Here is a 24,637-nt window from a genome sequence, read left to right on the forward strand (position 1 = left end):
TCCCTGTCACGCCCGGCCGGCAGGCCCTCAGCCTTCCGCCGCGGGCTGCATGTCCTCGCGCTGGAAGCGGAAGCCGACATTGCAGAACTCGCAGGTCATGGTGATGACCCCCTGCTCGGCCATGTGGTCGAGGTCGTCGGTGCCGAAGCCGGCCAGCACCGAGGCCAGCTTGGCGCGCGAGCAGCGGCAGCCATAGGAGAGCGGCCGCGGCCGGTCGAGCATCAGCCCCTCGGCATGGAACAGCCGGTAGAGCAGCCGGTCGGGGGCCAGGGCATCGTCCAGCATCTCCGCCTCGGTCACCGTCGAGGCCAGGGCCAGCGCCGTCTCCCAGGCATCCTGCTGCGCCGCCGCGTCGAGGTCGAGGCCGATGCCGCCGGCACCCGCCACCCGCTCCAGGATCAGCGCGGCGGCGCGCCAGCCGGCCGGCGTCTTCGCCGCATGCAGCCAGACCCGGGCGTCGAGCTGCTCGGAGGTCTCGAAATAGGCGCCGGTCATCGCCGCCAGGCTGTCGCCCTCGATGGCGACGATGCCCTGGTAGCGGTCCATCCCCGGCCCCTGGTCGCAGGTGAAGGCCAGGTAGCCCTGGCCCAGCATGGCCTTGGCGTCGAGCGGCGCCTCGCCCTCCGGCAGCGCCTCGGCGCGGGCATAGCCGCGCAGCGCGCCGGCCTCGGTGCAATCGGCCAGCAGCATGCCGACCGGCCCATCGCCCTTGGCCTGCAGGCTGAAGCTGCCCTGGAACTTCAGCGCGGCGGCGAGGCCGGCGGTCAGCGCCAGCCCCTGGCCGAGCAGCGCCGCGACGGCCGGGGCATAGTCGTGGCGCGACAGCAGCGCATCGGCCAGCGGGCCGAGCCGCACCAGCCGCCCACGCACCGGCTTGTTGTCCAGGTGGAAGGGCTGCACGCCGCGCGGCACCGTCAGCGACGGCACCGGCGGGCGGTCATGGTTGAGGAAATCGGGGGTGGCGGAGGGGGAGGTCGGGTCGTTCACGCGGCAGGGGCCTGGTTCAGTGCAGCGGCATAGATAGTGCAGCAGGGCGCTGCCTTCGATGCCTGCCGCGCCACCCTGCCCTGCATGCACCGCACCGTCACCCGGGGCGCCGTCAGGCGGGGCGCCCTCACCCCAGGGCCGCTCACGCGGTGCGGGTCTCCATCAGCTGCGAGACGATGCGCTGCTGCACCGGCCGCAGGTGGTTGCCGAGCCGCAGCGCCGCGTTGCGCAGCAGCCGCGCGCCCGGGCCTTCCTGGGTGAAGATCAGCGCCGTCGCATTGGTGGCGAGGTAGAGCGGCCGGGTCGCCTGGCGGTGCTCAGCGGCATAGCGGCGCAGCAGATGCGCGGCGCCGATATCGCCACCGGCGCGGTGCGCCGCCAGCACCAGCCCGGCCAGCGCCGCCTGGCCGCGCAGGCCGAAATTGAAGCCATGCGCGGTGACCGGATGCATCCCCACCGCGGCGTCGCCGACCAGCGCGGCCCGCGGCGCGCAGAACCGCTCGGCATAGACCGCAACCAGCGGATAGACATGGCGGCTGCTGATCAGCTGCATCGCCCCCAGGCGCTGGCGGTAGCGCCGCGCCACCTCCTGCCCGAAGGCCGCCTCGTCCATCGCCTCGAGCACCGCCATCTCGTCCGGCGGCAGGGTGATGACGGCGGAGGATTCCCGGCCGTTCAGCGGCAGCATGGCGATGGTCTGGCCATAGTCGAACCATTCGGTGGCGATGCCGTCATGCGGCGCCTCGTGGCGCAGCCGGCAGACCATCATCCGCTTGCCGAAGTCGCGGCGCTCGGCGGCGATGCCGAGCGCCTCCCGCGCGCGCGAGAAGCGGCTGTCGGCCGCCACCAGCAGCCGCGCCGTGATCGTCTCGCCGTTCTCCAGGACGATGTTGGCGCCTTCCAGCTCGGTGGAGAGCGAGGCCACCCGGCGGCCGGCCAGCAGGGTGACGCCCGGCCGGTCCACCGCCGTGCGGTAGAGCGCGCGGCGCAGGCTGTGGTTGGAGACGAGCTTGCCGAGCTCGCTCTCGGCACGCCCGCTGGTGTCGAAGCGCAGCGCATAGCCGGAGCCGCCATTCAGCACCCGCGCCTCGCGCAGCGGCGAGATGCTCTCGGCCGGCAGCAGGTCCCAGGCGCCGAGCGCCTTCAGGATGGCCAGCGAATGATAGGTCAGCGCGATCTCACGCCCGTCGAAGCCGGCCTCGGCGAGCGCCGCCTCGGGCTGCTGCTCGATGACGGCGACGGCAAGGCCGCTGCCGCCCAGCGAGGTCGCCAGGGCCAGCCCCGCCGGCCCGCCGCCCACGATCGCCACATCGACCCGCATCGATCCTGACCCTCTTCCTGTCCGGCCACCGGAGCAGATTGCCTGCGAAAGGAGCCAGGCAATCTGCTCCAGCGCTTTGTCTGATCGCGTGATTCAGGCTTATCGGCGATTCCGCCTCAAGCCATCACGCTCTAGATGGTGTCTCTAGCGGCGGTCGCCGAGGGGGGCCAGGGCCGCAAAAAACGCCGGCGCGGCAGGCTCAGGCGGCGCGCAGCCGGCGGACCACACCGGACAGCTCCTGCTGCAGCGCCTCGCCCTGCTGGCCGACCGCGCCGGTCGCGCCGCGCAGCCCCTCCAGCGCGGCGGCGGCGGCGGCGACATGCTCGCTCAGCGCCACCGTGCTCTGCGCCGCGCCCTCGGTGCCGGCGGCGGCGGCGGCGGCATTGCGGGCGATCTCCTGGGTCGCCGCCCCCTGCTCCTCGACGGCGGCGGCGATGGCGGCGCTCACCTCGTCCATCCGGCCGACCGCGGCGGCGATGCCGCGCACCGCCTGCACCGCCTGGCTGGTGGCGCCCCGCATGGCGCCGATCTGGGTGGCGATCTCCTCGGTGGCCTTGGCGGTCTGGCTGGCCAGGGTCTTCACCTCGGAGGCGACGACGGCGAAGCCCTTGCCGGCCTCGCCGGCGCGCGCCGCCTCGATCGTCGCGTTCAGCGCCAGCAGATTGGTCTGGCCGGCGATATCGGCGATCAGCCGGACGACATCGCCGATCCGGTCGGCGGCGGCCGAGAGGCCGGCCACGGTGGCGTCCGAGGCGCGGGCGGCGACCACCGCCTCGCGCGCCACGCCGGCGCCCTCGGCCACCCGGCGGCTGATCTCGGTGATGCTGGCGGCCAGTTCCTCGGCGGCGGCGGCGACGGCGCCGACATTCTCGGTGGCGCTGCGCGCCCGCTCGGCGACCATCCCGGCATCGCGCTCGGCCTGTGCGGTGCCCTGGGCCAGCAGCGCGGCGGCGCCGTTCAGCCGCGCCACCTCCTCCGCCAGGCCGGTGGCGATGCCGCCGACCGCCCGCTCGACCTCGCCGGCCAGGCCCTCCTGCAGGGCGCGGCGTTCCTCGCCGGCGCGGACACGGCTGGCGGCGGCGGCCTCCTCCAGCCGGCGGGCCTGGCGGCCATCCTCGGCCAGGCGCTGCACGGCGCGGCCGATCTCGCCCAGCAGGTCGCGGCGGTCGGTGCAGGGCGGCTCCAGATCCAGCCGGCCCTCGGCGATGGCATGCACGGCGGCGGCCAGCCCCTTCAGCGGGCGCAGCGCCAGCCGGGTCAGCAGCCAGGCGGCCAGGCCGATCACCACGGCGATGCCGCCGCCGATCAGCAGGCGCTGCCGCTCCAGCTTCTCGAGGCGCGCCTCGACCGCGGCCAGCGGCTGGCCGACGAAGAGCAGGCCGATGACCTGGCCGGCGGCGTCGCGGATCGGCTCGTAGATGGTCTGGTGCGGCGTGCCCAGGATGGTGGCGGTGCCGCGATAGGTCTCGCCGCGGCCGAACACGGCGTCGCGCGCCGGACCGGCCGCCAGCCTGGTGCCGACCGCGCGGCCGCCCTGCGGCGTCAGCACGTTGGTGGCGATGCGGGTGTCGCCGGCGAAGAGGGTGGCGACGCCGCCGGCCACCTGCTTGACGGTGTCGACCAGCTCGTGGCGGTCGTTCTGCGGCCGGCCGTCGAGCAGCAGCTGGCCGTCGCGCAGCGACCATTCCCGGCCCTGCTGCGCCAGCAGCGCCTTCAGGGTGCCGAGATTGCTCTCCAGCCGTGCTTGGGCGTCCTGCAGCGTGTCGCGGCGGACCTCGGCGACCAGGGCGGTGGAGACCACCTCGGCGGTGATCAGCACCGCGCAGAGCGTCACCGCCAGCAGGCAGGTCACGACACCCAGGCGTCGCGGCAGGGCGGCGAGCAGGCGGAGCAGGACCATCGGAGCTTCCCGGCTGAAAGGGCGGACAGGGCAGCGGAGGACGGGCGGAGCCCACGCATCGCCGCGCCCACCGGTGCCAATCTGCCGCAGCGGGATGAAGGAGGAGAGAATCGGCACGCATCGCTGACCGGGCCGTTGCCCGCGGAGCCGGCGCGGCGCCATGCAAAAGGGCGCCCGGCTTCCGCCGGGCGCCCTTCGCGGCCGTCAGGAACCCCGAAGGGCCGTCAGCTCACAGCCCGGCCAGGGCCCAGAGCAACACGCCCTTCTGCGCGTGCAGCCGGTTCTCGGCCTCGTCGAAGACGACGCTCTGCGGCCCCTCGATCACCTCCTCGGTGATCTCCTCGCCGCGATGCGCCGGCAGGCAATGCATCACCAGCGCATCCTTCGCCGCGTGCTGCAGCAGGCCAGCGTTGAGCTGGTAGGGCATCAGCATGTTGTGGCGGGCGGTGGGGCCGCCCTCCTTCTCGTCCGACATGCTGACCCAGGTATCGGTCACCACGCAGTCGGCGCCCTGCACGGCGGCGACCGGATCGGCATGCAGCTCGATCGTGGCACCCTCGCGCCGCGCCCAGTCGACCAGCTGGGCCGGCGGGGCGAGCTCCGGCGGGGTGGCCAGGCGCAGGGTGAAGTTGAAGCGCGCGGCCGCCTGGATGAAGCTTTGGGCCACGTTGTTGCCGTCGCCGGTCCAGGCCACCACCTTGCCGGCAATCGGGCCGCGATGCTCCTCGAAGGTGAGGATATCGGCCATCAGCTGGCAGGGATGCGAGACGTCGGTCAGGCCGTTGATCACCGGCACGGTGGCATGCTCGGCGAGGCCGCGCAGCTTGGCCACGCTGTCGGTGCGCAGCATGATGGCGTCGACGTAGCGGGAGAGGACACGGGCGGTGTCCGCCACGCTCTCGCCGCGGCCGAGCTGCATGTCCTTGGCCGAGAGCACCAGCGGATCGCCGCCGAGCTGGCGGATGCCCACCTCGAAGGAGACGCGGGTGCGGGTCGAGGGCTTCTCGAAGATGAGCGCGATGCTCTTCCCCGCCAGCGGCTTTTCTTTCAGTTCGCCCCGCTTGGTGCTGACCGCCAGGTCCAGCATGTGGCGCAGCGTCGCCGGGTCGAAATCCGACAGCTCCAGGAAGTGGCGAGGGGGCTTCGCAGCCCCCTCCCCCTTCGCATCGACGCGACCCACCGGCTTCAGCGCGGCACTCATTGCGCTGCCACCGGAGCGGCCGCCGGCGTCAGCTTCGCGGCGGCGCGGTCCAGCATGGCCAGCGCCGCATCCACCTCGGCCTCGGTGATGATCAGCGAGGGCGCCACGCGCAGCACGTTCTGCCCGGCGGCGACGGTCAGCAGCCCCTCATCCACCGCGGCCGCCTGCAGCGCGGCATTCGACACCGCCGGCGTCAGCTGCAGGCCGAGCAGCAGCCCGGCGCCGCGGACGCCGCTGGCGACCTCCGGATGGCGCGCGGCCAGCGCCACCATGCCCTGCCACAGGTAGCGGGCGACGCGGTCGACGCGGTCCAGGAAGCCCGGCGCCAGGATGACGTCGAGCACGGCATTGCCGGCGGCGCAGGCCAGCGGATTGCCGCCATAGGTGGTGCCATGGGTGCCCGGCTTCAGGTACTGGGCGACCTTCTCCTTGGCCAGGATGGCGCCGAGCGGGAAGCCGCCGCCGATGCCCTTGGCCGAGGACATCACATCCGGCTCGATCCCGGCCCACTGGTAGGCCCAGAGCTTGCCGGAGCGCCCCATGCCGGTCTGCACCTCGTCGAGGGCGAGAAGAATGCCGAACTCGTCGCAGACGGCGCGCAGCTCGCGCAGGAAGCGCAGGTCGGCCGGGCGCACGCCGCCCTCGCCCTGGATCGGCTCGATCATGATGGCGGCGGTGTTCGGGCCGATAGCGTCGCGCACCGCGTTCATGTTGCCGAAGGGGACGTGGTCGAAGCCCTCGACCGGCGGGCCGAAGCCCTCCAGGTACTTGGCATTGCCCGTCGCGGCCAGCGTCGCCAGGGTGCGGCCGTGGAAGGCGCCCTCGAAGCAGACGAAGCGGAACCGCTCGGGGTGGCCGTTCTCGGCATGGTACTTGCGGACGGCCTTCATCATGCCCTCGTTCGCCTCGGCGCCCGAATTGCAGAAGAAGACGCTGTCGGCGAAGGAGTTCTCGACCAGCCGGGCCGCCAGGCGCTCGGCCTGCGGCACGCGGTAGAGGTTGGAGACGTGCATCACCTTGGCCGCCTGCTCGGCGACGGTCTGCACCAGGTGCGGATGCGCATGCCCGATGCTGGTGGTGGCGATGCCCGACCCGAAATCCAGCATTCGTCGCCCGTCCGTCGTCCACAGCCAGGCGCCCTCGCCCCGCTCGAAAGCGAGGTCGGCACGGTTGTAGGTCGGCATCAGGGCGGGGATCACGCTTATCGCTCTCCGGATTGCCGCGGGGCCTCGCCCGCGGCGGTCTTCCCGCAGGCCGCACGCCCATCGCGCGGCCGGCTGAGGAAACGGAAAGTCTGCCGCAATCCGCGCCCCCGGTCAAAGGCGGCCATCGCATTTTCCGAAACTCTGCCCTGGCCGCGCCGTTATCCAGGCCAGCGGCGCCCCCAGGCGCCCCCCGTTCACGAAGGAGGAATGCAGATGCGGAACTCGATGCTGGCTCTGACGGCGGCGGCCCTGATCGGTCTGTCCGGTGCGGCGATGGCGCAGGGCACCGGCGGCACCGGCGGCGGTCCCGGCACCGGCCAGGGCCCGGTCGCCGGCGAGCGCGTGCCTGGCACGGGTTCCGGCGCCGCCACCGTGCCGACCACCCGCGGTGCCGATGGCGCCAACCCCGCCTCGCCGATGACCGGCGTGCCCGGCGCGGCGCAGAGCGGCAATCCGGGCATCGACCGCCCGCGCGCCCCGGAAGCCACCAGCATGGGCGCCCCCGGCGCCAACCCGCCGGTGACCGGCCAGAGCCAGAGCACGCCGATCCCGGGCCCGGCCCAGAACGGCAATCCGCGGCCGTAACCGGCCAGCGGAACAGGACGGACGAAGCGCCCCGGGAGGATCCTCCCGGGGCTTTTTTTGCGCGTGCCCCCTGACCGGCGCGCGGCCGCGTGCCAAAAGCCCCCTGTCATGCAGAAACGGCAGGAACGACGCGGGCCGCCTCCGGCCGGACGCGCGCCCGATGCGGCCCGGCTGCGCGAGGCGGCGCTGCAGCACCTCGCCCGCTTCGCGGCGACCGAGCTCGGCCTGGCGCGGGTGCTGGCGCGCCGCGTCGACCGCTGGGCCCGCCGCGCCGAGGCCGAGGGCCAGGACCGCGAACAGATCGCCGCCGCCATCATCCAGGCCCGCGCCGATATCGCCGAGATCGCCCGGAAGCTGACCGAGGCCGGCGCGGTGGACGATGCCGCCTTCGCCGCCAGCCGGGCCCGCCGGCTGAACCAGGCCGGCCGCTCGCAGCGCGCCATCCGCGCCCATCTGGCGGCGCGCGGCGTCACCCCCGACACCGCCGAGAGCGTGCTGGAGGAAGCCCCGCTCGACGAGCTGGCCGCGGCGCTGGGGCAATTGAAGCGCCGCCGCGCCGGCCCCTTCGCCGCCGAGCCGCCCGACCTGGCCGCGCGGATGAAGGCGATGGGCGCGCTGGCGCGGGCCGGCTTCAGCCAGGACATCGCCAGCCGCGCCCTCGACATGGCGCGCGAGGAGGCCGAGGACCGGCTGATCGCGGCCCGCCGTGGCTGAGACCCCGGTGGCTGAGACCCCGATGACCGCCACCCCGCCGCACAAGCCGGTGGTCTTCACCCGCCTGGGCATCCGGCGCGGCGCCCGCATGGCGCTGCCGCTGTGGATCGGCATGCTGCCCTTCGGCCTGGTGGTCGGCGTGATCTCCGCCGGCAAGGGGCTCAGCCTGCTGGAGACGCTGCTGATGTCGGGCATCGTCTATGCCGGTGCCGCCCAGCTGCTGGCGCTGGAGATGTGGGCCGATCCGGTGCCGGTGCTGGCGGTGATCCTGGCCGCCGGCGTGGTGAACCTCCGCATGGCGCCGATGGGCGCGGCGCTGGCGCCCTGGCTGGACAGGCTGCGCGGCTGGCGGCTCTGGGGATCGCTGGCGACGCTGGTCGACCATTCCTTTGCCCTCTCCATGGCCGAGCAGCGGGCCGGCGGCCGCGATGCCGGCTTCCTGCTGGGGATGGGGCTGTCGCTCTGGGTGGGCTGGATGGTGGCCTCGGCGGCCGGGCATGTCCTGGGCGGCGCGGTGCAGCTGCCGGCCGGCCACCCGCTGTATTTCGGCGGGATCGCCGCCTTTTCCGCGCTGCTGGTGCCGCTGTGGCGCGGGCCGGGGCGCGACCTGGCACCCTGGGCACTGGCCGCGGCGGTGGCGCTGGCGGCGCAGCATTTGACCGTGCCGGCGCCGCTGCCGCTGCTGGCCGGCGCCCTGTCGGGGGCGGCGCTGGCCGCCTGGCGTGAGACGCGATGAGCCTGCGCTGGGACGTCCTCGCCGCGATCATCGGCATGGCGCTGGTGACCTATCTCTGCCGTGCCGGCGGCTATGCGGTGCTGCGCGCCGTGCGTCCGCCGCCCTTCATCGACGCCATGCTGCGCAACCTGCCGGGGCCGATCTTCATCGCCTATGTCGCCCTGGCGCTGGACCGCATCGGCCCGGCCGGCGTCTTCGGCACCACGGCGGTGGTCCTGGTGCAGTGGAAGACCCGGAATCTCAGCGTCTCGATCCTGGCCGGGGTCGCGGCGGTCTGGCTGTGGCAGGCGCTGATCTAAAGATTTTTAAAGGAATGGCGGGGTCCGGGGTGACCCTGTCACCCCGGCGGGGGTCTGGGGGCGGCGCCCCCAGCCTTAGCCGATCACCCCGGCGATCCAGCCGAACAGCCGCGCCGAGGGCGGCCAGGCCGCGACGATGGCCAGCCGGTAGTGCCACAGCGCGACACACCCCCCCGCGACCAGGAGCAGCGAGGCGATCCAGGCCACCACCACCGGCGCGCGCGAGGCGCGGGGCGGCGGCGGGATCACCGCCGGCAGTTGTTCCTCGGCCCGGGCCGGCGGCAGGCGCGGCGCCTCGCTGCGCAGCGGCAGGGCCTCGACCGGTTCCGCCGCGGCCTCCTCGGCGAGCGCCGGCAGCAGAGCGGGCCGCGGCACCCAGGCATGGGCGCAGCGCACGCAGCGCACCTCGCGGCCGGGCGCCACCAGGGCTTCCGGCACGTCATAGGCGGCGGCACAATCCGGGCATTCGATGCGCATGCGGCGCCTATGCCGGGGCCGCGGCCGGGCTGCAAGCCCTGGCTGCAACTGTTCGTCAACCAAGGCGGGTGGCGGGCTGCGGCCGGCCGTGGCATTTGCTGGCCATGGTGCGTTTCACCGCGGTCGGACTGCGCTATCCCTCCCCCGATGGGCGGGCGGGACCCGAGGCCTTGTCCGACCTGACCTTCACCCTGCCCGAGGGCAGCTTCACCTGGCTGCTGGGCGCCTCGGGCGCCGGCAAGTCCTCGGTGCTGCGCCTGATGCATCTGGCGCAGTTGCCGACGCGCGGCCAGCTGGAGGTGCTCGACACCCTCGTCCGCCCCGAGCGCCGTGCCGCGCTGCCGGCGCTGCGCCGCCGCATCGGCGTGGTCTTCCAGGATTTCCGCCTGCTGCCCTATCTCTCGGCCTTCGACAATGTCGCCCTGCCGCTGCGCCTGGCCGGCCGCTCGGAATCCAGCCTGCGGCCGGACGTGACGGAAATGCTGCGCTGGGTCGGGCTGCAGGGGAAGGAGCTGTCGCTGCCGCAGCAGCTCTCGGGCGGCGAGCAGCAGCGCGTCGCCATCGCCCGCGCCGTCGTCACCCGCCCGGCCCTGCTGGTCGCCGACGAGCCCACCGGCAATCTCGATTCGCTGCAGGCGCGCCGGCTGCTGGCGCTGCTGACGCAGATGAACCGGCTGGGCACCACGGTGGTCGTCGCCACCCACAGCGAGGAGCTGGTGGCGCAGTTCCCCGCCCCCTCGCTGGTGCTGGAGGGCGGCCGCGTGGTGCATCATGGCTGAGCGCCGCAGCCGCTATGCCCGCGACCCGCTCGGCCTGAAGCGGGCGCTGTCCGACCGGCTGCTGCCCGGGCTGGTCGCCGCCATGGCGCTGCTGGCCGCGATCGCGCTGGCCGGCAGCCGGGGCGCCGAGGCGCTGAAGGACCGCTGGCAGCATGGCGCGGCAGCCGCCGTCACCGTGCAGCTGCCGCCCGAGCAGGCCGGCCTGATGGACCGCGCCCTGGAGGTGCTGCGCGCCATGCCGGAGGTCGCCAGCGCCGAGCCGGTCGATAGCGACCGCATGCGGCAGCTGCTGCGCCCCTGGCTGGGCGAGGTGCCCTCCCTCCCCCTGCCCGCGGTGCTGGAGCTGCGGCTGAAGAACCTGGCGCTCGACCCGGCGCCGATCGGCGAGCGGCTGGCCGAGGCGGTCCCCGGCGCCGAGCTGGAATCGCACGGCATCTGGGTCGCCCGCCTGGCGGCGCTGGCGCGCAGCGTGCAGGGCGTGGCGCTGGCGGTGCTCGCCCTGGTCGCCGGCGTTGCCGTCGCGGTGGTGGCGGTGGCGACGCGGGCCGGCGTCGCCTCGCGCCGCCAGGCGATCGAGATCCTGCATGATCTCGGCGCCACCCAGGGCGACATCGCCGGCCGCTTCGCCCGCCGCATCGGGCTGCTCGCCGCCGGCGGCGCGCTGGCGGGCGCCGCGATCGCCGTGCCGACGCTGGCGGCGCTCTCCAACCTGGCGGCGCCGCTGGCCGGCGGCCAGGTGCAGCCCTGGACGGCGCTGCCCTGGTTCGACCTGGCGCTGCTGCCGCCGGTCGCCGGGCTGATCGGCTGGGCGACGGCCCAGCTCAGCGTGCGGCGCTGGCTGAAGCGCCTGCCGTGACGCCGCCGCTTCCCGATGGCAGCCGCCAGGGCGCCTGGAGCCGGCTGTGGATGGCCCCGGTCCTGGCGCTGATGCTCTTCACCGGCGGCTTCGCGCTGTTCGCCGGGCTCAGCCGGGCGCAGCCGGAGCGGCCGCTGCGCCCGACCGACGGCATCGCCGTCCTCACCGGTGGGCCGCAGCGGGTCGAGGCCGGCCTGCGCCTGCTGCAGGAGGGCGAGGGCCGCTGGCTGATCATCTCCGGCGTCGGCCGCGACGCGGCGCTCGACCAGCTGATGCGCCATGCCGGGCTGGACCCGCAGGCGACCGAGATCGAGACCCGCATCACCGTCGGCCGCCAGGCCACCAGCACCCGCGGCAATGGCGCGGAGGTTGCGGAATGGGTCCAGGCGCGGCAGATCGCCTCGCTGCGCGTCGTCACCGCCGCCTTCCACATGCCCCGCGCCCTGCTGGAGCTGCGCCGCACCCTGCCCGGGGTCGAGCTGGTGCCGCATCCGGTGCAGGCCAGCGGGCCGCGCCTCGGCCTGCTGCTGCGCGAATACGGGAAGCTGGTGGGGGCGATGCTCGGCCTGTCCGCCCTGAAGCCGGAGAAACCACCGTCATGAGTGCCCCCCCCCGGACCCCCTGCCCGTGCTGACCAAGCTGCGCTCGGCGCTGTTCAACCTGCTGTTCCTGCTGCTGACGGCGCTCACCTGCATCTTCGGGCTGGCGCTGCTCGGCCTGCCGCGCCAGGTGATGCGCCGCTACGTCCAGGGCTGGGCGCGGCTGATGATGTGGCTGCTGAAGCATGTCTGCGGCATCGGGCTGATCGTCACTGGGCGCGAGCACCTGCCGGAAGGCCCCGCCGTCATCGCCGCCAAGCACCAGTCGGCCTATGACACCGTGGTCTGGCTCGCCATCCTGCCCGATCCGATCTACGTGCTGAAGCAGGAGCTGCTGAAGATCCCGGCCTGGGGCCGGCTGGCGCGGCACTACGGCTCCGTCCCGGTCGACCGCAAGGGCGGCGCCACCGCGCTGAAGCGCATGGTGCGCGAATCCGCCGCGCTCCTGGCCAAGGGCCATCAGGTCGTCATCTTCCCCGAGGGCACCCGCACCCTGCCGGGCAGCCGCGTGCCCTACCAGCCCGGCATCGTGGCGCTGGCCGCCGCCAGCCCGGCCCCCGTGGTGCCGGTGGCCACCGACAGCGGCCTGCACTGGGGCCGCGGCGCCATGGCGCCCAAGCTGCCCGGCCCGATCACCGTGGCCCTGCTGCCGCCGCTGCCGCCGGGCCTGCCGCGCGCCGCCCTGCTGGCGAAGCTGGAAGCGGTGATCGAGACCGAAACCGACCGCCTGGTCCGCGCCGGGGGCGGACCTGCCGTGCAGCCGCCTCTTGTGGATAATTCTGTGGGATAACTGCTTCCCGCCCGGCCGCATCACTGCCAACGCCACCCCGCAAGCCTCTGCCGCGGCTGGATTTCCGTCCCGCGGCAGCCTGAACCGAAGCGGCCCGGCCGGCAGAAACGATACATAAGTCTCTGTAAAACAATAGATCTTAAAAACAGGACGCGGCGGCTGCAGAAGATCTCTTGCCTGTGGCACGGCGGTCCGACCGCGTCTTGTGGATAACTCTGCGGAAAACCTGCGCCACCCCTTCTGGGAGGCGGCGCGAATCGGAGTCCCGGCCTCAGCCGGGCGGCAGCAGGGCGGCGATCCGGTCCAGCCCGGCATCCCGCATGCCGAGGCGCCGGAGCTCCGCCACGGTGTTCAGCAGATAGTCCCGGTTGGCGCCGCTCAGCCCGACGCCGGCCGCGATGGTCGAAGCCGCCACCTCCGGCGCCAGCGCCCGGCAATAGGAGTCCAGCCCGCGCACCGCGACGAAGGTCACCGCCCGCTTCGCCGCGCCGCCGCCTTCCCCCTCGGCCGGCAGCAGGCGCGCCGTCACCACCCGCCGCGCATAGACCCCGCCGATCATCTCCCGCGCATCCAGATAGGCCAGCGCATCGGCCGCCGCCGCGGCCTCCACCCGGAACAGCACACCGCGGCAGGCGCCGCCGCGATCCAGCCCCAGCACCAGCCCGGGCCGCTCCGCCGTGCCGCGGTGATGCGTCGACCAGATGCAGAAGCGCCGGTGGAAGCCGCGCAGCAGCGCCGGCAGCATCGCCACATGTGGAAAGCCCGGCTTCCAGATCAGCGAGCCATAGCCGAAGACATACAGAAACCCGTCCGCATCCAGCAGCGGCGCCACAGCCTGGTCCATGCCGCTCCCCTACACCGCCGCGCGCCGCGCGTCAGCCGGAGGGAGATCGGCCCAGCCATGCGGCGCGCGCCCCCCTTGCCGTTCCGGTGAGCAGCCTCGCCGCCGCCGCCCGCCGCCCCTATCTTTCGCGACGATGAGCGCCCCAGCCCCCGCCGCCCCCCGCCGCCCCGCCCCCGCCTCCGCCCCGCCGCGGGCCAGCCGCCCGCGCCGCCGCGGCGGCCGCCTGCTGCTCGGCCTCGTGCTGCTGCTGGCCCTGCTCGGCGGCGGCCATTACGCGCTGTGGAGCTTCATGCTCGGCCGGATGGAGCAGGGCCTCGAGCAATGGGCCAGCGCCCGCCGCGCCCAGGGCTGGGAAATCGCCCATGCCGCGCCCGTCCGCGGCGGCTGGCCCTTCGCCGCCCGCCTGACCCTGGCCGACTGGCGCATCGCCGGGCCGCAGGGCCTGGCCTGGCAGGCCGAGGCGCTGGACGCCGAGCTCCGCCCCACCGCCCTCGACCGGCTGGTGCTGCGGCCGCGCGGCCCGCAGGCGCTGCGCCTCGGCGCCACCACCCTGCCCTTCACGGCGAAAGACCTGCAGGCCACCCTGGCCCTCTCCGCCGACACCCCGCCCGACCGCGCCAGCCTGGAGGGCCGTGGCCTGCGCCTGGGCCCGGCCGAGGCCAGCCTGGCGATCGACCGCCTCTCCGGCGAGCTGGCCCTGCCCGACCCGGCCGAGACCGCGCTGACGCTCGCCCTGGAAGGGGTGGTGCTGCCGATGCAGACGCCGCTCGGGCCGCGCATCGAGAGCGCCACCCTGGACGCGACCCTGAACGGCGCCCCGCCCGCCACCGGCACCCCGGCCGAGCGCGCCGCCCGCTGGCGCGATGCCGGTGGGGCGCTGGAGCTGCGCGGCCTGACCCTGCGCTGGGCGGAGATCGCGGCCAGCGCGGCGGCGACCTTCGCGCTCGGCCCGGACCTGCAGCCGGTCGGCGCCGGGACGCTGCGCCTGGCCAATGCGCCGCGGCTGCTCGAGGCCCTGGTCCAGGCGGGGGTGGTGGCGCAGCGCTCGGCGGGCATGGCGCGGGCCATCCTGCCGCTGATGCAGCGGCCGGATCCGAACGGGGGGGCGCCGCAGCTCGAGGTGCCGGTCAGTCTTGAGAACCGGACCATTTCGGTGGCCAGGCTGAATCTCGGAAGAATCCCGGGTATCGAGTGGAAGTAGGATTCCGGGGGCATTGAATGCCCCCGGACCCCCACATCCTTGATCCCGCCCCTCAGAACGACTTCAGCAGGCGATCGATGTAGTCGAGCTCGGTGGGCGGGCGCTCGCGCTCGGCACCGCGACGCCGCAGCTCCTCCTGCAGGCGACGGCTGCGCAGCATCTCGGCCTCCTGCGGCACCTGGGTGTCGCTGCCCTGGTCGTTGGCGCCAGGGGCCTCGCGGGTCGGGCGGCCCAGCGGGTCGCGGCCCTGCGCCTGGCCCGTCGCGCGCTCCTGGCCCTGGCCACCCTGGGCATTGCCGGGGGCCTCCTGCGCCTGGCCCTGGCCTTCGCCCTCCCCCTCGCCCTGGCCGAACTGGCGCTGCATGGACTGCGCCATCTGGCGGCCGCCCTCCTGCAGCTCGCGGATCGCCCGCTGCTGGCTGGGCACCGGGTCGCCGCCCTGGCCCAGCGCCTCCTGCGCCTGCCGCATCGCCTGGTCGGCGCGGCCCAGCGCCTCGGGGATCTCGCCGGTCAGGTCGCCGAACTGCTGCATCAGCTCGCCCAGCGCCCGCCGCAGCGCGCGCTGCTGCCGGCCGTCGCGCTGCGCCTCGGCGGCGCGCGCCTCGGGCGTCTCGCCGGGCTGCGCCGGCTGCGGCTGGCCGCGCTGGGCATTCGGGCGGCGCTCGCCGGGGCGCGGCGGCGACTGGCTCTCGTCGCGGCGATGCGCCCGGTCCAGCATCTCGCCCTGGCGCTGCACCATGTCCTGCACCGCGCCCATCTGCTGCTGGCCCTGCTGGCGCTGCTGCTGCCGGCGGCTGTTGTTGTTGCTGCCCTCGCTGCGCGCGACGCGGCCCTGCTGCAGCGCGTCCAGCATCCGCTCCAGCTCGGCCAGCTCCTGCTGCAGCCGGTCGGTGCGGCCCTCCCGCGCCGCCTGCTCCATCTCCTGCGTGCGGCGGTCCAGCTCGCGCTGGTCCATCAGCCGCTGGCTGGGGTCGAAGGGCATCGCCTCGGCATTCTCCTGGCGCAGCCGCTCGGCCAGGGCTTCCAGGTGGCGCTGCACCGCCTCGCGCAGTTCCTGCACGCGGCGCTCCAGCTCGGCGCGCGCCGCGGCATCGGGCGGCGTCCGCTCGGCCTCGGCCAGCGCGTCGCGCAGCGCCTCCCGCGCCGCGGCCAGCGCCTGGGCGGTGCGGTCGGTGCGGCCCTCCTCCAGCGCGATGGCGGTCTGCCACATCAGCGCCTGCACCTCGGCCACCGCCTCCGGCCGCCGGTCGCGCTGCAGCCGGTGCCGCGCGACGCGCAGCGCCAGGAAGGTCGCCACATGGTTTTCGAAATCATCCGGCCGGGCCGAGAGCTCGTCCAGTCCGCGCCGCGCCGCCTCCCGCGCCTCGGGGTCGAGCGACAGCGCCTTGCGCAGCCCGACCAGGGCGCGCGCCACCGGGTGGTTGAACACACGCTCCGGCAGGGTGATCTCGCGGGTCTCAGAGGACCCCTCCTGCCCGGCGCCGTCGCGCGCCAGGATGCGCGCCCGCACCGCCAGCCCGGCCCAGGGATGCGCCGACAGGTCCGGCTGCGCCAGGCCGCGCTGCTGCCGCGGGTTGGACCCGGCCAGCGGCAGCTCCAGCAGCAGCGGCTCGGCCTCCGGGCGGGCCACCAGCCGCAGCTCGGCGCGGGCGGCGGTGACGCCCCAATCATCCTCGGCCCGCCAGGGCAGGCGGATCGCCAGGCCGCGGCCGGCCGGCGCCGGTGGCTCGGCGAAGGCGGCGGTCGGTGGCGCATCGGCCTGCAGGCTGAAATTCCAGGCGGCGAGCTCCTGGCCGTCACGGCCCAGCGCGATCCGCGCGCCGCGCTCCAGCGGCAGCTCGATGGCGAAGGAGCCGGCATCCAGCGCGCGCAGCGGCTGCGCCGCCGCATCCACCTTCAGCTCCGGCACGCCGCCGCGGCCGCCCGAGAGGGCGATCTGCAGCCGGCTGCCCTGCGGCACGGTCAGCGTGCCGCCCTTCGGGTCCAGGAAGACCGGCGCCGCGCCGGTATAGGCGGGCGGCGTCACCCAGGCCTCCAGCTTCAGCGCGGCGACAGCCAGCGGCGCGGCCTGCAGGTTCGGCCAGACCGCCCGCCGCAGCCGCTGCCCGGCATCGCCGCCGGCCATGACGAAGCCCGCCGCCAGCGCCACCACCAGGCCGAGCCGCAGCGCGCGCGGGTCGCGCCGCGCCATGTCCGGCCGCGGCGCGCCGACGCGCAGCCGGTCGAGCCTGGCCAGCACCCGCTGCCGATGCGCCTGCCACAGGGCGAGGGCCGCCGGATCCTCGGTCACCGCGCGGTCGCGCAGCGTCGAGAGCGGCCGGTGCGTCAGGCCCGAGGCGGCCTCGATCCGCCGCTCCGCCGCCGCGTCGCCGGGCCAGGCGAAGCCGCGCGCGCCGCGCCAGATCGCGGCACCGAAGGCTGCGACGAAGCCGGCCAGCACCAGCAGATGCAGCCAGGCGGGAAGATAGGAAAAAAGCCCGGCGAAGGCGGCCGTCAGGAAGATGCCGACGACGCCGAGGGCGGGCCAGAGCCGCGGCCAGAGGCTTTCCCAGCCGAGCGCCCAGCGCGCGAGCCGCCGCCCGCGCGCCAGGCGACGGGACAGCGGATCGCGCGCCTCCGTCACGGGGTCAGCCAGTTGGGCAGGCGCTGATGCGCCAGCAGATCCTCAGGGGCTTGCCGGGGGCGCACGACGGCGAAGCGGTTGCCGTCCACCAGCACCTCGGCCGCCAGGGGTCGGGCGTTGTACGTGCTGCTCATCACCGCACCATAGGCACCCGCATCCAAAAAGGCGATGAAATCGCCGGGAGCCATCAGCGGCATGGCGCGGCCGCGGGCGAAGGTATCGCCGCTCTCGCAGACGGGGCCGACGATATCGGCCGGCATCACCGCATCCGCCAGGCGCACCGGGTCGAGCGGCACGATGCCGTGCCAGGCCTCGTACATGGCCGGGCGGATCAGGTCGTTCATCGCCGCATCCGCCACCAGGAAGCGGCGGTTGCTGCCCTGCTTCTGCAGCACGATGCTGGCCAGCAGCACGCCGGCGGGCCCGGCGATCCAGCGCCCCGGCTCCAGCATCACCGGCAGGCCGAGCCCGCCCAGCGTCGCCTTGATGGCCCCCGCCAGCGCTTCCGGCGGCGGCGCCACCTCGTCGCGATAGGGGATGCCGAGGCCGCCGCCGCAATCGACCCGCTCGACCGGCAGGCCGCTCGCGCGGAAGCCGCGGATCATCTCGGCCAGCCGCGCATAGGCGGCGTGGAAGGCCGAGACGCCATCGGTGATCTGGCTGCCGATATGGGTGGCGATGCCGATCGGCCGGATGCCGGGCAGCGACGCCATGCGGGCATAGAGCGGCGCCGCATCCTCGAAGGCGATGCCGAACTTGTTCTCGGCCTTGCCGGTGGTGATCTTGGCGTGGGTCCTGGCGTCCACGTCGGGGTTCACCCGCAGCGCGACCGGCGCCAGCACGCCCATCTCCGCCGCGATGGCCGAGATCATCGCGATCTCCTCGACGCTCTCGGCATTGATCTGGAAGATGCCCTGGGACAGCGCGAAGCGGAGTTCCTCGGGCTTCTTGCCGACGCCCGAGAACACCGTCCGGTTGGCGGCAATACCGGCCGCCATGGTGGCGCGCAGCTCGCCGACGCTGACGATGTCGGCCCCCGCCCCTTCGGCCGCCAGCACCCGCAGCACGGCCTGGTTGTCGTTCGCCTTGGTCGCATAATGCACGCTGGCATTCAGCCCGGCGCCGTCGAGGGCCGCTTTCAGCGCGCGGTAGCGGCGGCGCAGCGTGCCGGCGGAATAGACCCAGGTCGGCGTGCCCACCTCCCGCGCGATGCGGGACAGCGGCACCTCCTCCATCACCAGCCCGTCCTGCGCATGCAGGGACAGGCCCGGGCGGGCGGCGATCAGTTCGGCGAAATTCGGGTCGGCGCTGTCAGGCGCGACAGGGAGCGGAGCGGCCATCCCGGCATTCTAAGCGAGCCACCCCTGGCGACGCCACGGCCAAGCCCCATCATCAGCGCATGGCCGAACCCGCGCCCCTGATCCTGACCCTGTCCCTCGACCCGGCGAGCTTCGCCCGCCTCGACGCGCTGCGCCGCGAGCACTTCCCGCCCGAGCGCAACCAACTCGACGCCCACCTGACCCTGTTCCACGCCCTGCCCGGCGAGACCCTCGACGAAATACGCGCCAACCTGGCCGTGCTGGCCGGCGGCACGCCGCCGATGCCGCTGCGCTTCGCCGGGCTGCGCAGCCTGGGCCGCGGCGCCGCGGTGGTGGTGGAAAGCCCGCCCCTGCTCGCGCTCCGCGCCATGCTGGTCAGCGCCTGGCACAGCCGCCTGACGCCCCAGGACCGCCAGGGGTTCCGGCCGCATGTGACGATCCAGAACTTCGTGGCACCCGATGCGGCGCGGGAACTGGTCGCCCAGGGGCTGGACAGCTTCGAGGGGACCGGGACCGGGATGGCGCTGTGGCACTATCGCGGAGGGCCTTGGGAAGCGGTCGAAGAATTCGAATTCAAGAGAGAGGGCAGAGGCAGGCCAGGGGAATGAATTCCCCTGGACCCCTTCTTCCTTTTGTTCTGTCGGCCGTTTGACGCTCAGCGCCTCAACGGCACCGACACCAGGGCATCTCGGCGGGACGTCATTCTACCAAAACGGTGCTCGTTCAAAGGTCGCTCTGTCGTCGGGCCGAGCCACGTACTGTCCCCACGTGGACACGGCAGTCTGAAAGAAAAAAGAAGGGGGATCGGGGGAATTCATTCCCCCGACCTTCGTCCTTGCCTTCTCTTCCCCTGCCTTCTCTTCAAACGACCGGATCGCACGGCACCACGGCCGGCCCCGCGGCCTCGATCACCGCCCCCGCCTCGATCAGGAGATCCTCGCGGTAGCGGCCGGCGATCAGCTGGACGCCGGTCGGGCGGCCCTCGGCCTCGCCCATCGCGACCGTCAGGCCGGGCAGGCCCATCAGCGGCAGGCCGACCTGGACCAGCTGGGCCTCGATCACCCGGTCGAAGGCTTCCGGCGATTCCACGTCCAGCAGATCGGCGAAGGGCAGTTCCGAGCAGACCGGCAGCAGCACCACCGGGTAGTTCTTCAGGAACATCTGCCACTGCCGGGTGAAGCCGGCGCGGGCCTGCAGCGCGTCCTGGAACTGGTTCAGGTCCGGCGCGCTGCACAGCCGCTCCATCTGGGCGAAGACGAAGCTGGCGTCGGGGTCGGCTTCCTTGGCCAGGGCGCTGTTCAGCCCACGGCGCGACTCGGCCAGCCACAGCATGGCCTGCAGCCGGGCGGGCTCGCGCAGCGGCGGACAGGGCGTCTCGACGATGGTCCAGCCGCGCTCCTGCAGGCGCAGCGCGGCGTCGCGCAGCGCGCGTTCCACCTCGGGCGTGGTGGCCAGGCCCTCGGGACGGATGCAGAGAGCAGCGCGCTTCGGCGCGGCCGGGCCTTCCAGGGGGGCGGGCACCCACCAGGGGTCGCGGACATCCTCGGCGGCCATGGCGGCGAGCGACAGGCGGATATCGGCGATGCTGCGCGCCAGCGGGCCGGAGACGGCCATCAGCTGGGCGCCGATCGCGCGCTCGGGGCCGGAGGGGTTCCAGGCCGGGATGCGGCCCAGCGTCGGGCGCAGCCCGTGGATGCCGCAGGCATAGGCCGGATAGCGGATCGAGCCGCCGATATCCGTGCCGTGGCCGATGGCGCCGATGCCGGCCGCGACCGCCGCCCCCGCGCCGCCCGAGGAGCCGCCCGGAGTCAGCGCCGGGTTGCGCGGGTTCTTCGTGTGGCCATGCAGGGAATTGCGGGTGAACCAGCGCAGGCTGAAGGCCGGCGTGTTGGTGCGGCCGATGATGACGGCGCCGGCCTTCTTCAGGTTGGCGACGACCGGGTTGTCCTCCTTCGCCACCAGATCGGCCTGCAGGCGCAGCCCGTTGGTGGTGGCGAAGCCGGCCTGGTCGACATTGACCTTCACGGTGACCGGCACGCCGGCCAGCGGGCCGAGTGGCTCGCCCCTGGCGATGGCGGCGTCGACCGCCTCGGCCGCGGCCAGCGCCTGCTCCGGCATCTCCTGCACCACGGCGTTGATCGCCGGGTTCACCGCGGCCAGGCGGGCCAGGGCATCCTGCGCCACTTCCCGGGCGGAGACGGCCTTCGCCGCCACCTTCGCCGCGACCTCGCTGGCCGTCAGGCGCCACAACTCACTCATGCCGGCATCCCCGTCTCAGACATCGGCGCGAGTGTTGCGCCCGGCCGGCCGGCCGTCGAGGGGGGAGGCGTCAGGTCCTTTGCGTGGTCTCCGGCACCGGGCCGGCGAGCTCCCGCAGCAGCTTGATGAAGGCCGGGTCGTCCCAGGCGGCCGAGCCCTCGAGGCGGGCGACCTCGCGCCCCTGGCGGTCGACGATGACGCTGGTCGGCAGGCCGCGGGCCCCGAAGGCGCGGGCGGCGGCGCCGCGCGGGTCCAGCCAGATCGCCAGGTGGCGCAGCCCGGTGCGCTGGTAGAAGGGCTCGACCTGGCCCTTGCCGCCGCGGTCGGATGACAGCGCCAGCATCGCCCAGCCCTCGCCGGCCAGCGCCGCCTGGGCACGGTCGAGCGCCGGCATCTCGGCGACGCAGGGCGGGCACCAGGTGGCCCAGAAGTTCAGCAGCAGCGGCCGGCCCCTGAAATCGGCGGCGGTTCTGGTGGTTCCTTCAGCGTCGGTGAAGCTGAAGTCGGGCAGCGGGCTGGGTTCCGAGCGGGCCAGCTTGGACAGACCTTCCACGCTCTCCCCTGCAATCCCTTGCCGTGCCGGAAGCAGCGTGGTTAGGGTCGCCCCCGCCGCGGTCAGCGAGAGCATGGAGCGGCGTCCGAGCAACACGAGGCAGATCCTTCCTTGTCCAGTTCCAGTGGGTCCAGTCAGCAGCGCAGCCAGGGCAACCAGCAGTGGGGCGGGCGCTACAGCGCCGGCCCTTCGGCGATCATGGAGGCGATCAATGCCTCCATCGGGTTCGACCGCAAGATGTGGCGGCAGGACATCCGCGGAAGCCTGGCCCATGCCGCCATGCTGCGCCATGTAGGCATCATCTCCGCCGATGACGAGGCCGCCATCAAGGACGGTCTCAACGCCATCGCCGCCGAGATCGAGGCCGGCAGCTTCCCCTTCAGCGAGGCGCTGGAGGATATCCACATGAACATCGAGGCGCGCCTGACCGAGCGCGTGGGCGAGGCCGGCAAGCGCCTGCACACCGCCCGCTCGCGCAACGACCAGGTGGCGCTCGATGTCCGGCTCTGGGTGCGCGACGCGATCGACGGGCTCGACGGCCAGATCGCCGACGTGATGCGGGCGCTGGTCGAGCGCGCCGACGAGCATGCCGCCAGCGTCATGCCGGGCTTCACCCATCTGCAGCCGGCGCAGCCGACGACGCTCGGCCACCACCTGCTGGCCTATGTCGAGATGCTGGGCCGCGACCGCTCGCGCCTCGGCGACTGCCGGGCGCGGATGAACGAGAGCCCGCTGGGCTCGGCCGCCCTCTGCGGCACCGGCTTCGCCATCGACCGCCACATGACGGCCCAGGCGCTGGGCTTCGACGGGCCGATGCGCAACAGCCTGGACGCGGTGGCCAGCCGCGACTTCGCGCTGGAATTCCTCGCCGCCGCCTCGATCTGCGCCACGCACCTCTCCCGCTTCGCCGAGGAGATCGTGCTCTGGACCAACCCGTATTTCGGCTTCGTCAAGCTGTCGGACGCCTACACGACCGGCTCCTCGATCATGCCGCAGAAGCGCAACCCTGACGCGGCCGAGCTGGTCCGCGCCAAGGTTGGCCGCATCATGGGTGCCCTGGTCGGGCTGACCACGGTGATGAAGGGCCTGCCGCTGACCTATGGCAAGGACATGCAGGAGGACAAGGAAGGCATCTTCGACGCCGCCGAGAACCTGGCGCTGGGCCTGGCCGCCACCGCTGGCATGGTGCGCGACATGAAGCCCGACACCACCCGGCTGCGCGAGGCCGCCGGCGCCGGCTTCTCCACGGCGACGGATCTGGCCGACTGGCTGGTGCGCGAGCTGCGCCTGCCCTTCCGCGACGCCCACCACGTCACCGGCCGCCTGGTCGCCAAGGCCGAGGCGCGCAACGTCGACCTCTCCGGCCTGACGCTGGACGAGATGCAGGCGGAGGAGCCGCGCATCCACAACGGCGTCTTCCAGGTGCTGAGCGTGGAAGCCTCGGTCGCCTCGCGCACCAGCTACGGCGGCACCGCCCCGGTCAATGTGCGCCGCATGGCGGCCGAGTGGCGGGAGCGCCTGGCATGATCCGCACCACGGCGACCCTGCTGGTGCTGGCCCTGGCACTGGCCGCCTGCGGCCGGCCGGGGCCGATCAAGCCGCCGGGGCCGCCGAACGAGGTGACCTATCCGCGGACTTATCCGAGCCGGTAGAGAAGCCAGGATTAAGAGAAGAATCTGGGGGCATTGAATGCCCCCAGGCCCCCACATTCATTTTGCGTCCCGCCTCCGGCCTCATGGTGCCAAGGAATGGCGGGGTCCGGGGTGACACTGTCACCCCGGCGGGGGTTCAGGGGGCGGAGCCCCCTGCCGCTTGCCTGTCCTTCACGCCTTCACCCTGACCCACCCCATCATCCCCGTCCCCAGATGCTCCAGCACATGGCAATGGAGCATCCAGTTGCCTTCGCGCGCCACGAAGGCGATCTCCGCCTTCTCGCGGGCCTGCAGCAGCACGGTGTCGGCCAGATGGGGCGGGTTGTCCTGGCGGGACTGCGACAGCACCTCGAAGGTGTGGCCGTGCAGGTGGATCGGGTGCGGGTGCGGCGTGGTGTTCTGCAGCTCGAAGATGTAGCTGCGGCCGGCCTTCAGCTCGGCCAGCGGCGGCGGCAGCTGGCGGTGGTCGCCGCCCGGCCAGGTCGATTTGTTGATCGCCCAGAAGGTCTGGTCGCCGACGCAGAGCGCGTCCATCAGGATTTTTGCAAACGGGTCGTCCGGCGGCAGGTCCGCCACCGCGCCCGAGGCGCCCAGCGCCGAGCTGAAGACGAAGGGCAGACGCTCGGCGCTGGCCAGGTCGGCGCGCGGGATGCCAGGGGCATAGAGCGGCGCCGGACGGAAGGGCCGCGGCGCCAGGGGCGACGCCACCGCGGTGAAGCGGCCGAGCGGCACCGGCTCGCGCGCGAAGAGGTCCTGCAGGGTGAAGACCGTGCCGGCCGTGGGGGCGCGCAGCAGCAGGTCGAGGCGCATCGCCGGGCCCAGGCGCCATTTGTCCAGCGGCACCGGGGCGATCGGATTGCCGTCGGTGGCGATGACCCAAGCCTCGGCGCCCTCGACGCCCGGGGTGATGGTGCGGGTGGCGTCCAGGTTCAGCAGGCGCAGGCGGATGTCGCCATGGGCCGGGACCTCGGCCGCGAAACCGGCCACCCCGTTCACCGCGCGGCGGGTGCCGAAGGTGCCGGCGCGGCCGGCGCCGGCGGCGGTCTCGAAGGGCAGCCAGGAGCCGTCCGGGGCGATGCGCCAGTCCTTGCAGACCAGGGTGATGTCGGCATTCGCCGGGGCCTGCATGTCGCCATCGACCAGCAGCACGGCGGCCATGCCGCGGCCGACCTGGCCGGGCTCGTTGCAATGCGGGTGCAGGAAGAAGGTGCCGGTGTCGGGCGGCGTCAGGCGGTAGGTGAAGGACTGGCCGGGCTCGACCGGCGGCTGGGTGACGTATTGCACCCCGTCCATGGCATTGGGCACCCGCACGCCATGCCAGTGGATGGTGGTGTGCTCCGGCAGGGCATTGTCGAGTCGGGCGGTGATGCTGTCGCCCAGCTGGATCCGCAGCACCGGCAGCAGCGCATCCGTATAGGTCCAGACGGTCGATTCGGGCCCCTCGGCGCCGAGCAGCCGGGCCGGGCGGGGGGCGGCGCGGAAGGTCCAGTCGTGCTGGCGCGGGGCGGCGGTGGCGGCGGGGCGGGGCGGCAGGCCCTCGGCCGCGCGGGCCTGGCGGAGCGGCGGCAGCAGGGCCGCCGCGCCCCCGGCGGCGAGGCCGGCCAGCAGCCCGCGGCGCGGCAGGGTCAGGCGATGGGGCATCGAGGCACTCCGGCGGCAGAGGGCCGGAGACTAGGCGCGGTCGCCGGCCGCGTCGCCCGTCAAATTGCGAATGGCTCGCAATTCATCGCCCCTCGC

At 73.8% G+C, this 24,637-nt stretch carries 24 protein-coding genes; 12 read left to right on the top strand and 12 right to left on the bottom strand.

Annotated features, from left to right (window positions below):
* Positions 1–27: 27 nt before the first annotated feature.
* From hslO to WFI16_RS20295, 5 genes are all read right to left on the bottom strand, one after another.
* A complete protein-coding gene (hslO, locus tag WFI16_RS20275) occupies positions 28–987 on the bottom strand; it encodes an Hsp33 family molecular chaperone HslO (RefSeq protein WP_419899673.1) in 960 nt (319 codons plus the stop codon).
* A gap of 142 nt (positions 988–1,129) precedes the next feature.
* Entirely contained in the window at positions 1,130–2,308 is a 1,179-nt protein-coding gene (ubiM, locus tag WFI16_RS20280) for a 5-demethoxyubiquinol-8 5-hydroxylase UbiM (RefSeq protein WP_419899674.1), read from the bottom strand.
* Positions 2,309–2,507: 199 nt separating this feature from the next.
* A complete protein-coding gene (locus WFI16_RS20285; RefSeq protein ID WP_419899675.1) occupies positions 2,508–4,208 on the bottom strand; it encodes a methyl-accepting chemotaxis protein in 1,701 nt (566 codons plus the stop codon).
* A 229-nt stretch (positions 4,209–4,437) separates the two neighbouring features.
* The gene (gene argF, locus WFI16_RS20290) at positions 4,438–5,409 is read right to left on the bottom strand and encodes an ornithine carbamoyltransferase (protein ID WP_419899676.1); all 972 of its coding nucleotides are present in this window, start codon (positions 5,407–5,409) and stop codon (positions 4,438–4,440) included.
* Positions 5,406–6,608, bottom strand: coding sequence for an aspartate aminotransferase family protein (locus WFI16_RS20295; RefSeq protein ID WP_419899677.1), 1,203 nt, complete (start codon positions 6,606–6,608; stop codon positions 5,406–5,408). Before WFI16_RS20295 ends, argF begins: the two co-directional genes overlap by 4 nt.
* 219 nt (positions 6,609–6,827) lie before the next feature.
* On the opposite strand from WFI16_RS20295, the gene WFI16_RS20300 reads away from it, so the two are divergent.
* From WFI16_RS20300 to WFI16_RS20315, 4 genes are all read left to right on the top strand, one after another.
* The gene (locus WFI16_RS20300; protein WP_419899678.1) at positions 6,828–7,199 is read left to right on the top strand and encodes a hypothetical protein; all 372 of its coding nucleotides are present in this window, start codon (positions 6,828–6,830) and stop codon (positions 7,197–7,199) included.
* Between the two features lie 108 nt (positions 7,200–7,307).
* The gene (locus WFI16_RS20305) at positions 7,308–7,913 is read left to right on the top strand and encodes a regulatory protein RecX (protein WP_419899679.1); all 606 of its coding nucleotides are present in this window, start codon (positions 7,308–7,310) and stop codon (positions 7,911–7,913) included.
* 7 nt (positions 7,914–7,920) lie between these two features.
* A complete protein-coding gene (locus tag WFI16_RS20310) occupies positions 7,921–8,649 on the top strand; it encodes an AzlC family ABC transporter permease (protein WP_419899680.1) in 729 nt (242 codons plus the stop codon).
* Positions 8,646–8,948: an AzlD family protein gene (locus tag WFI16_RS20315; RefSeq protein ID WP_419899681.1), complete on the top strand. Its 303-nt coding sequence runs from the start codon at positions 8,646–8,648 to the stop codon at positions 8,946–8,948. The genes WFI16_RS20310 and WFI16_RS20315 overlap by 4 nt, the downstream gene beginning before the upstream one ends.
* Before the next feature lie 75 nt (positions 8,949–9,023).
* Here WFI16_RS20315 and WFI16_RS20320 read toward each other — a convergent pair whose 3' ends face one another.
* Positions 9,024–9,425: a zinc-ribbon domain-containing protein gene (locus WFI16_RS20320; protein ID WP_419899682.1), complete on the bottom strand. Its 402-nt coding sequence runs from the start codon at positions 9,423–9,425 to the stop codon at positions 9,024–9,026.
* Between the two features lie 104 nt (positions 9,426–9,529).
* Here WFI16_RS20320 and WFI16_RS20325 point away from each other — a divergent pair, with 104 nt between their 5' ends.
* From WFI16_RS20325 to WFI16_RS20340, 4 genes are read left to right on the top strand one after another with little or no spacing between them, the layout of a single operon-like run.
* Positions 9,530–10,204 (top strand): cell division ATP-binding protein FtsE, encoded by a 675-nt coding sequence (locus WFI16_RS20325; protein WP_419899683.1) that lies wholly within the window; start codon positions 9,530–9,532, stop codon positions 10,202–10,204.
* Positions 10,197–11,060: a cell division protein FtsX gene (locus tag WFI16_RS20330; protein ID WP_419899684.1), complete on the top strand. Its 864-nt coding sequence runs from the start codon at positions 10,197–10,199 to the stop codon at positions 11,058–11,060. The genes WFI16_RS20325 and WFI16_RS20330 overlap by 8 nt, the downstream gene beginning before the upstream one ends.
* Positions 11,057–11,662 carry a YdcF family protein gene (locus WFI16_RS20335; protein ID WP_419899685.1) on the top strand — a complete coding sequence of 202 codons (606 nt, stop codon included), beginning with the start codon at positions 11,057–11,059 and terminating at the stop codon, positions 11,660–11,662. The genes WFI16_RS20330 and WFI16_RS20335 overlap by 4 nt, the downstream gene beginning before the upstream one ends.
* Positions 11,663–11,687: 25 nt before the next feature.
* Complete coding sequence (locus WFI16_RS20340; RefSeq protein WP_419899686.1) at positions 11,688–12,449, top strand: lysophospholipid acyltransferase family protein; 762 nt, start codon at positions 11,688–11,690, stop codon at positions 12,447–12,449.
* Between the two features lie 271 nt (positions 12,450–12,720).
* Here WFI16_RS20340 and WFI16_RS20345 read toward each other — a convergent pair whose 3' ends face one another.
* Positions 12,721–13,293 carry a gamma-glutamylcyclotransferase gene (locus WFI16_RS20345; RefSeq protein WP_419899687.1) on the bottom strand — a complete coding sequence of 191 codons (573 nt, stop codon included), beginning with the start codon at positions 13,291–13,293 and terminating at the stop codon, positions 12,721–12,723.
* 133 nt (positions 13,294–13,426) lie between these two features.
* Here WFI16_RS20345 and WFI16_RS20350 point away from each other — a divergent pair, with 133 nt between their 5' ends.
* Positions 13,427–14,494, top strand: a complete 1,068-nt coding sequence (locus WFI16_RS20350; protein ID WP_419899688.1) for a DUF2125 domain-containing protein — start codon at positions 13,427–13,429, stop codon at positions 14,492–14,494.
* A gap of 52 nt (positions 14,495–14,546) precedes the next feature.
* Here WFI16_RS20350 and WFI16_RS20355 read toward each other — a convergent pair whose 3' ends face one another.
* Together WFI16_RS20355 and lysA are read right to left on the bottom strand one after the other, a co-directional pair.
* Positions 14,547–17,117 (bottom strand): TIGR02302 family protein, encoded by a 2,571-nt coding sequence (locus tag WFI16_RS20355; protein ID WP_419899689.1) that lies wholly within the window; start codon positions 17,115–17,117, stop codon positions 14,547–14,549.
* On the bottom strand, positions 17,114–18,457 hold the full coding sequence (gene lysA / locus WFI16_RS20360) for a diaminopimelate decarboxylase (RefSeq protein ID WP_419899690.1): 1,344 nt from the start codon (positions 18,455–18,457) through the stop codon (positions 17,114–17,116). Before lysA ends, WFI16_RS20355 begins: the two co-directional genes overlap by 4 nt.
* A 59-nt stretch (positions 18,458–18,516) precedes the next feature.
* Here lysA and WFI16_RS20365 point away from each other — a divergent pair, with 59 nt between their 5' ends.
* Entirely contained in the window at positions 18,517–19,044 is a 528-nt protein-coding gene (locus tag WFI16_RS20365) for a 2'-5' RNA ligase family protein (RefSeq protein ID WP_419899691.1), read from the top strand.
* A gap of 253 nt (positions 19,045–19,297) precedes the next feature.
* Here WFI16_RS20365 and WFI16_RS20370 read toward each other — a convergent pair whose 3' ends face one another.
* Together WFI16_RS20370 and WFI16_RS20375 are read right to left on the bottom strand one after the other, a co-directional pair.
* Complete coding sequence (locus tag WFI16_RS20370) at positions 19,298–20,695, bottom strand: amidase family protein (protein WP_419899692.1); 1,398 nt, start codon at positions 20,693–20,695, stop codon at positions 19,298–19,300.
* A 70-nt stretch (positions 20,696–20,765) separates the two neighbouring features.
* A complete protein-coding gene (locus WFI16_RS20375) occupies positions 20,766–21,248 on the bottom strand; it encodes a TlpA disulfide reductase family protein (protein WP_419899693.1) in 483 nt (160 codons plus the stop codon).
* A 198-nt stretch (positions 21,249–21,446) separates the two neighbouring features.
* Between WFI16_RS20375 and argH the strand changes: the two genes are divergently transcribed.
* Positions 21,447–22,775 carry an argininosuccinate lyase gene (gene argH, locus WFI16_RS20380; protein ID WP_442970717.1) on the top strand — a complete coding sequence of 443 codons (1,329 nt, stop codon included), beginning with the start codon at positions 21,447–21,449 and terminating at the stop codon, positions 22,773–22,775.
* Complete coding sequence (lptM, locus tag WFI16_RS20385; RefSeq protein ID WP_419899695.1) at positions 22,772–22,900, top strand: LPS translocon maturation chaperone LptM; 129 nt, start codon at positions 22,772–22,774, stop codon at positions 22,898–22,900. Before argH ends, lptM begins: the two co-directional genes overlap by 4 nt.
* Positions 22,901–23,071: 171 nt before the next feature.
* Here lptM and WFI16_RS20390 read toward each other — a convergent pair whose 3' ends face one another.
* Positions 23,072–24,541: a multicopper oxidase family protein gene (locus WFI16_RS20390; protein ID WP_419899696.1), complete on the bottom strand. Its 1,470-nt coding sequence runs from the start codon at positions 24,539–24,541 to the stop codon at positions 23,072–23,074.
* Positions 24,542–24,637: the final 96 nt, after the last annotated feature.

Origin of the sequence: Roseomonas sp. USHLN139 (genome assembly GCF_037145735.1) — a bacterium.
Classification (GTDB): domain Bacteria; phylum Pseudomonadota; class Alphaproteobacteria; order Acetobacterales; family Acetobacteraceae; genus Pseudoroseomonas.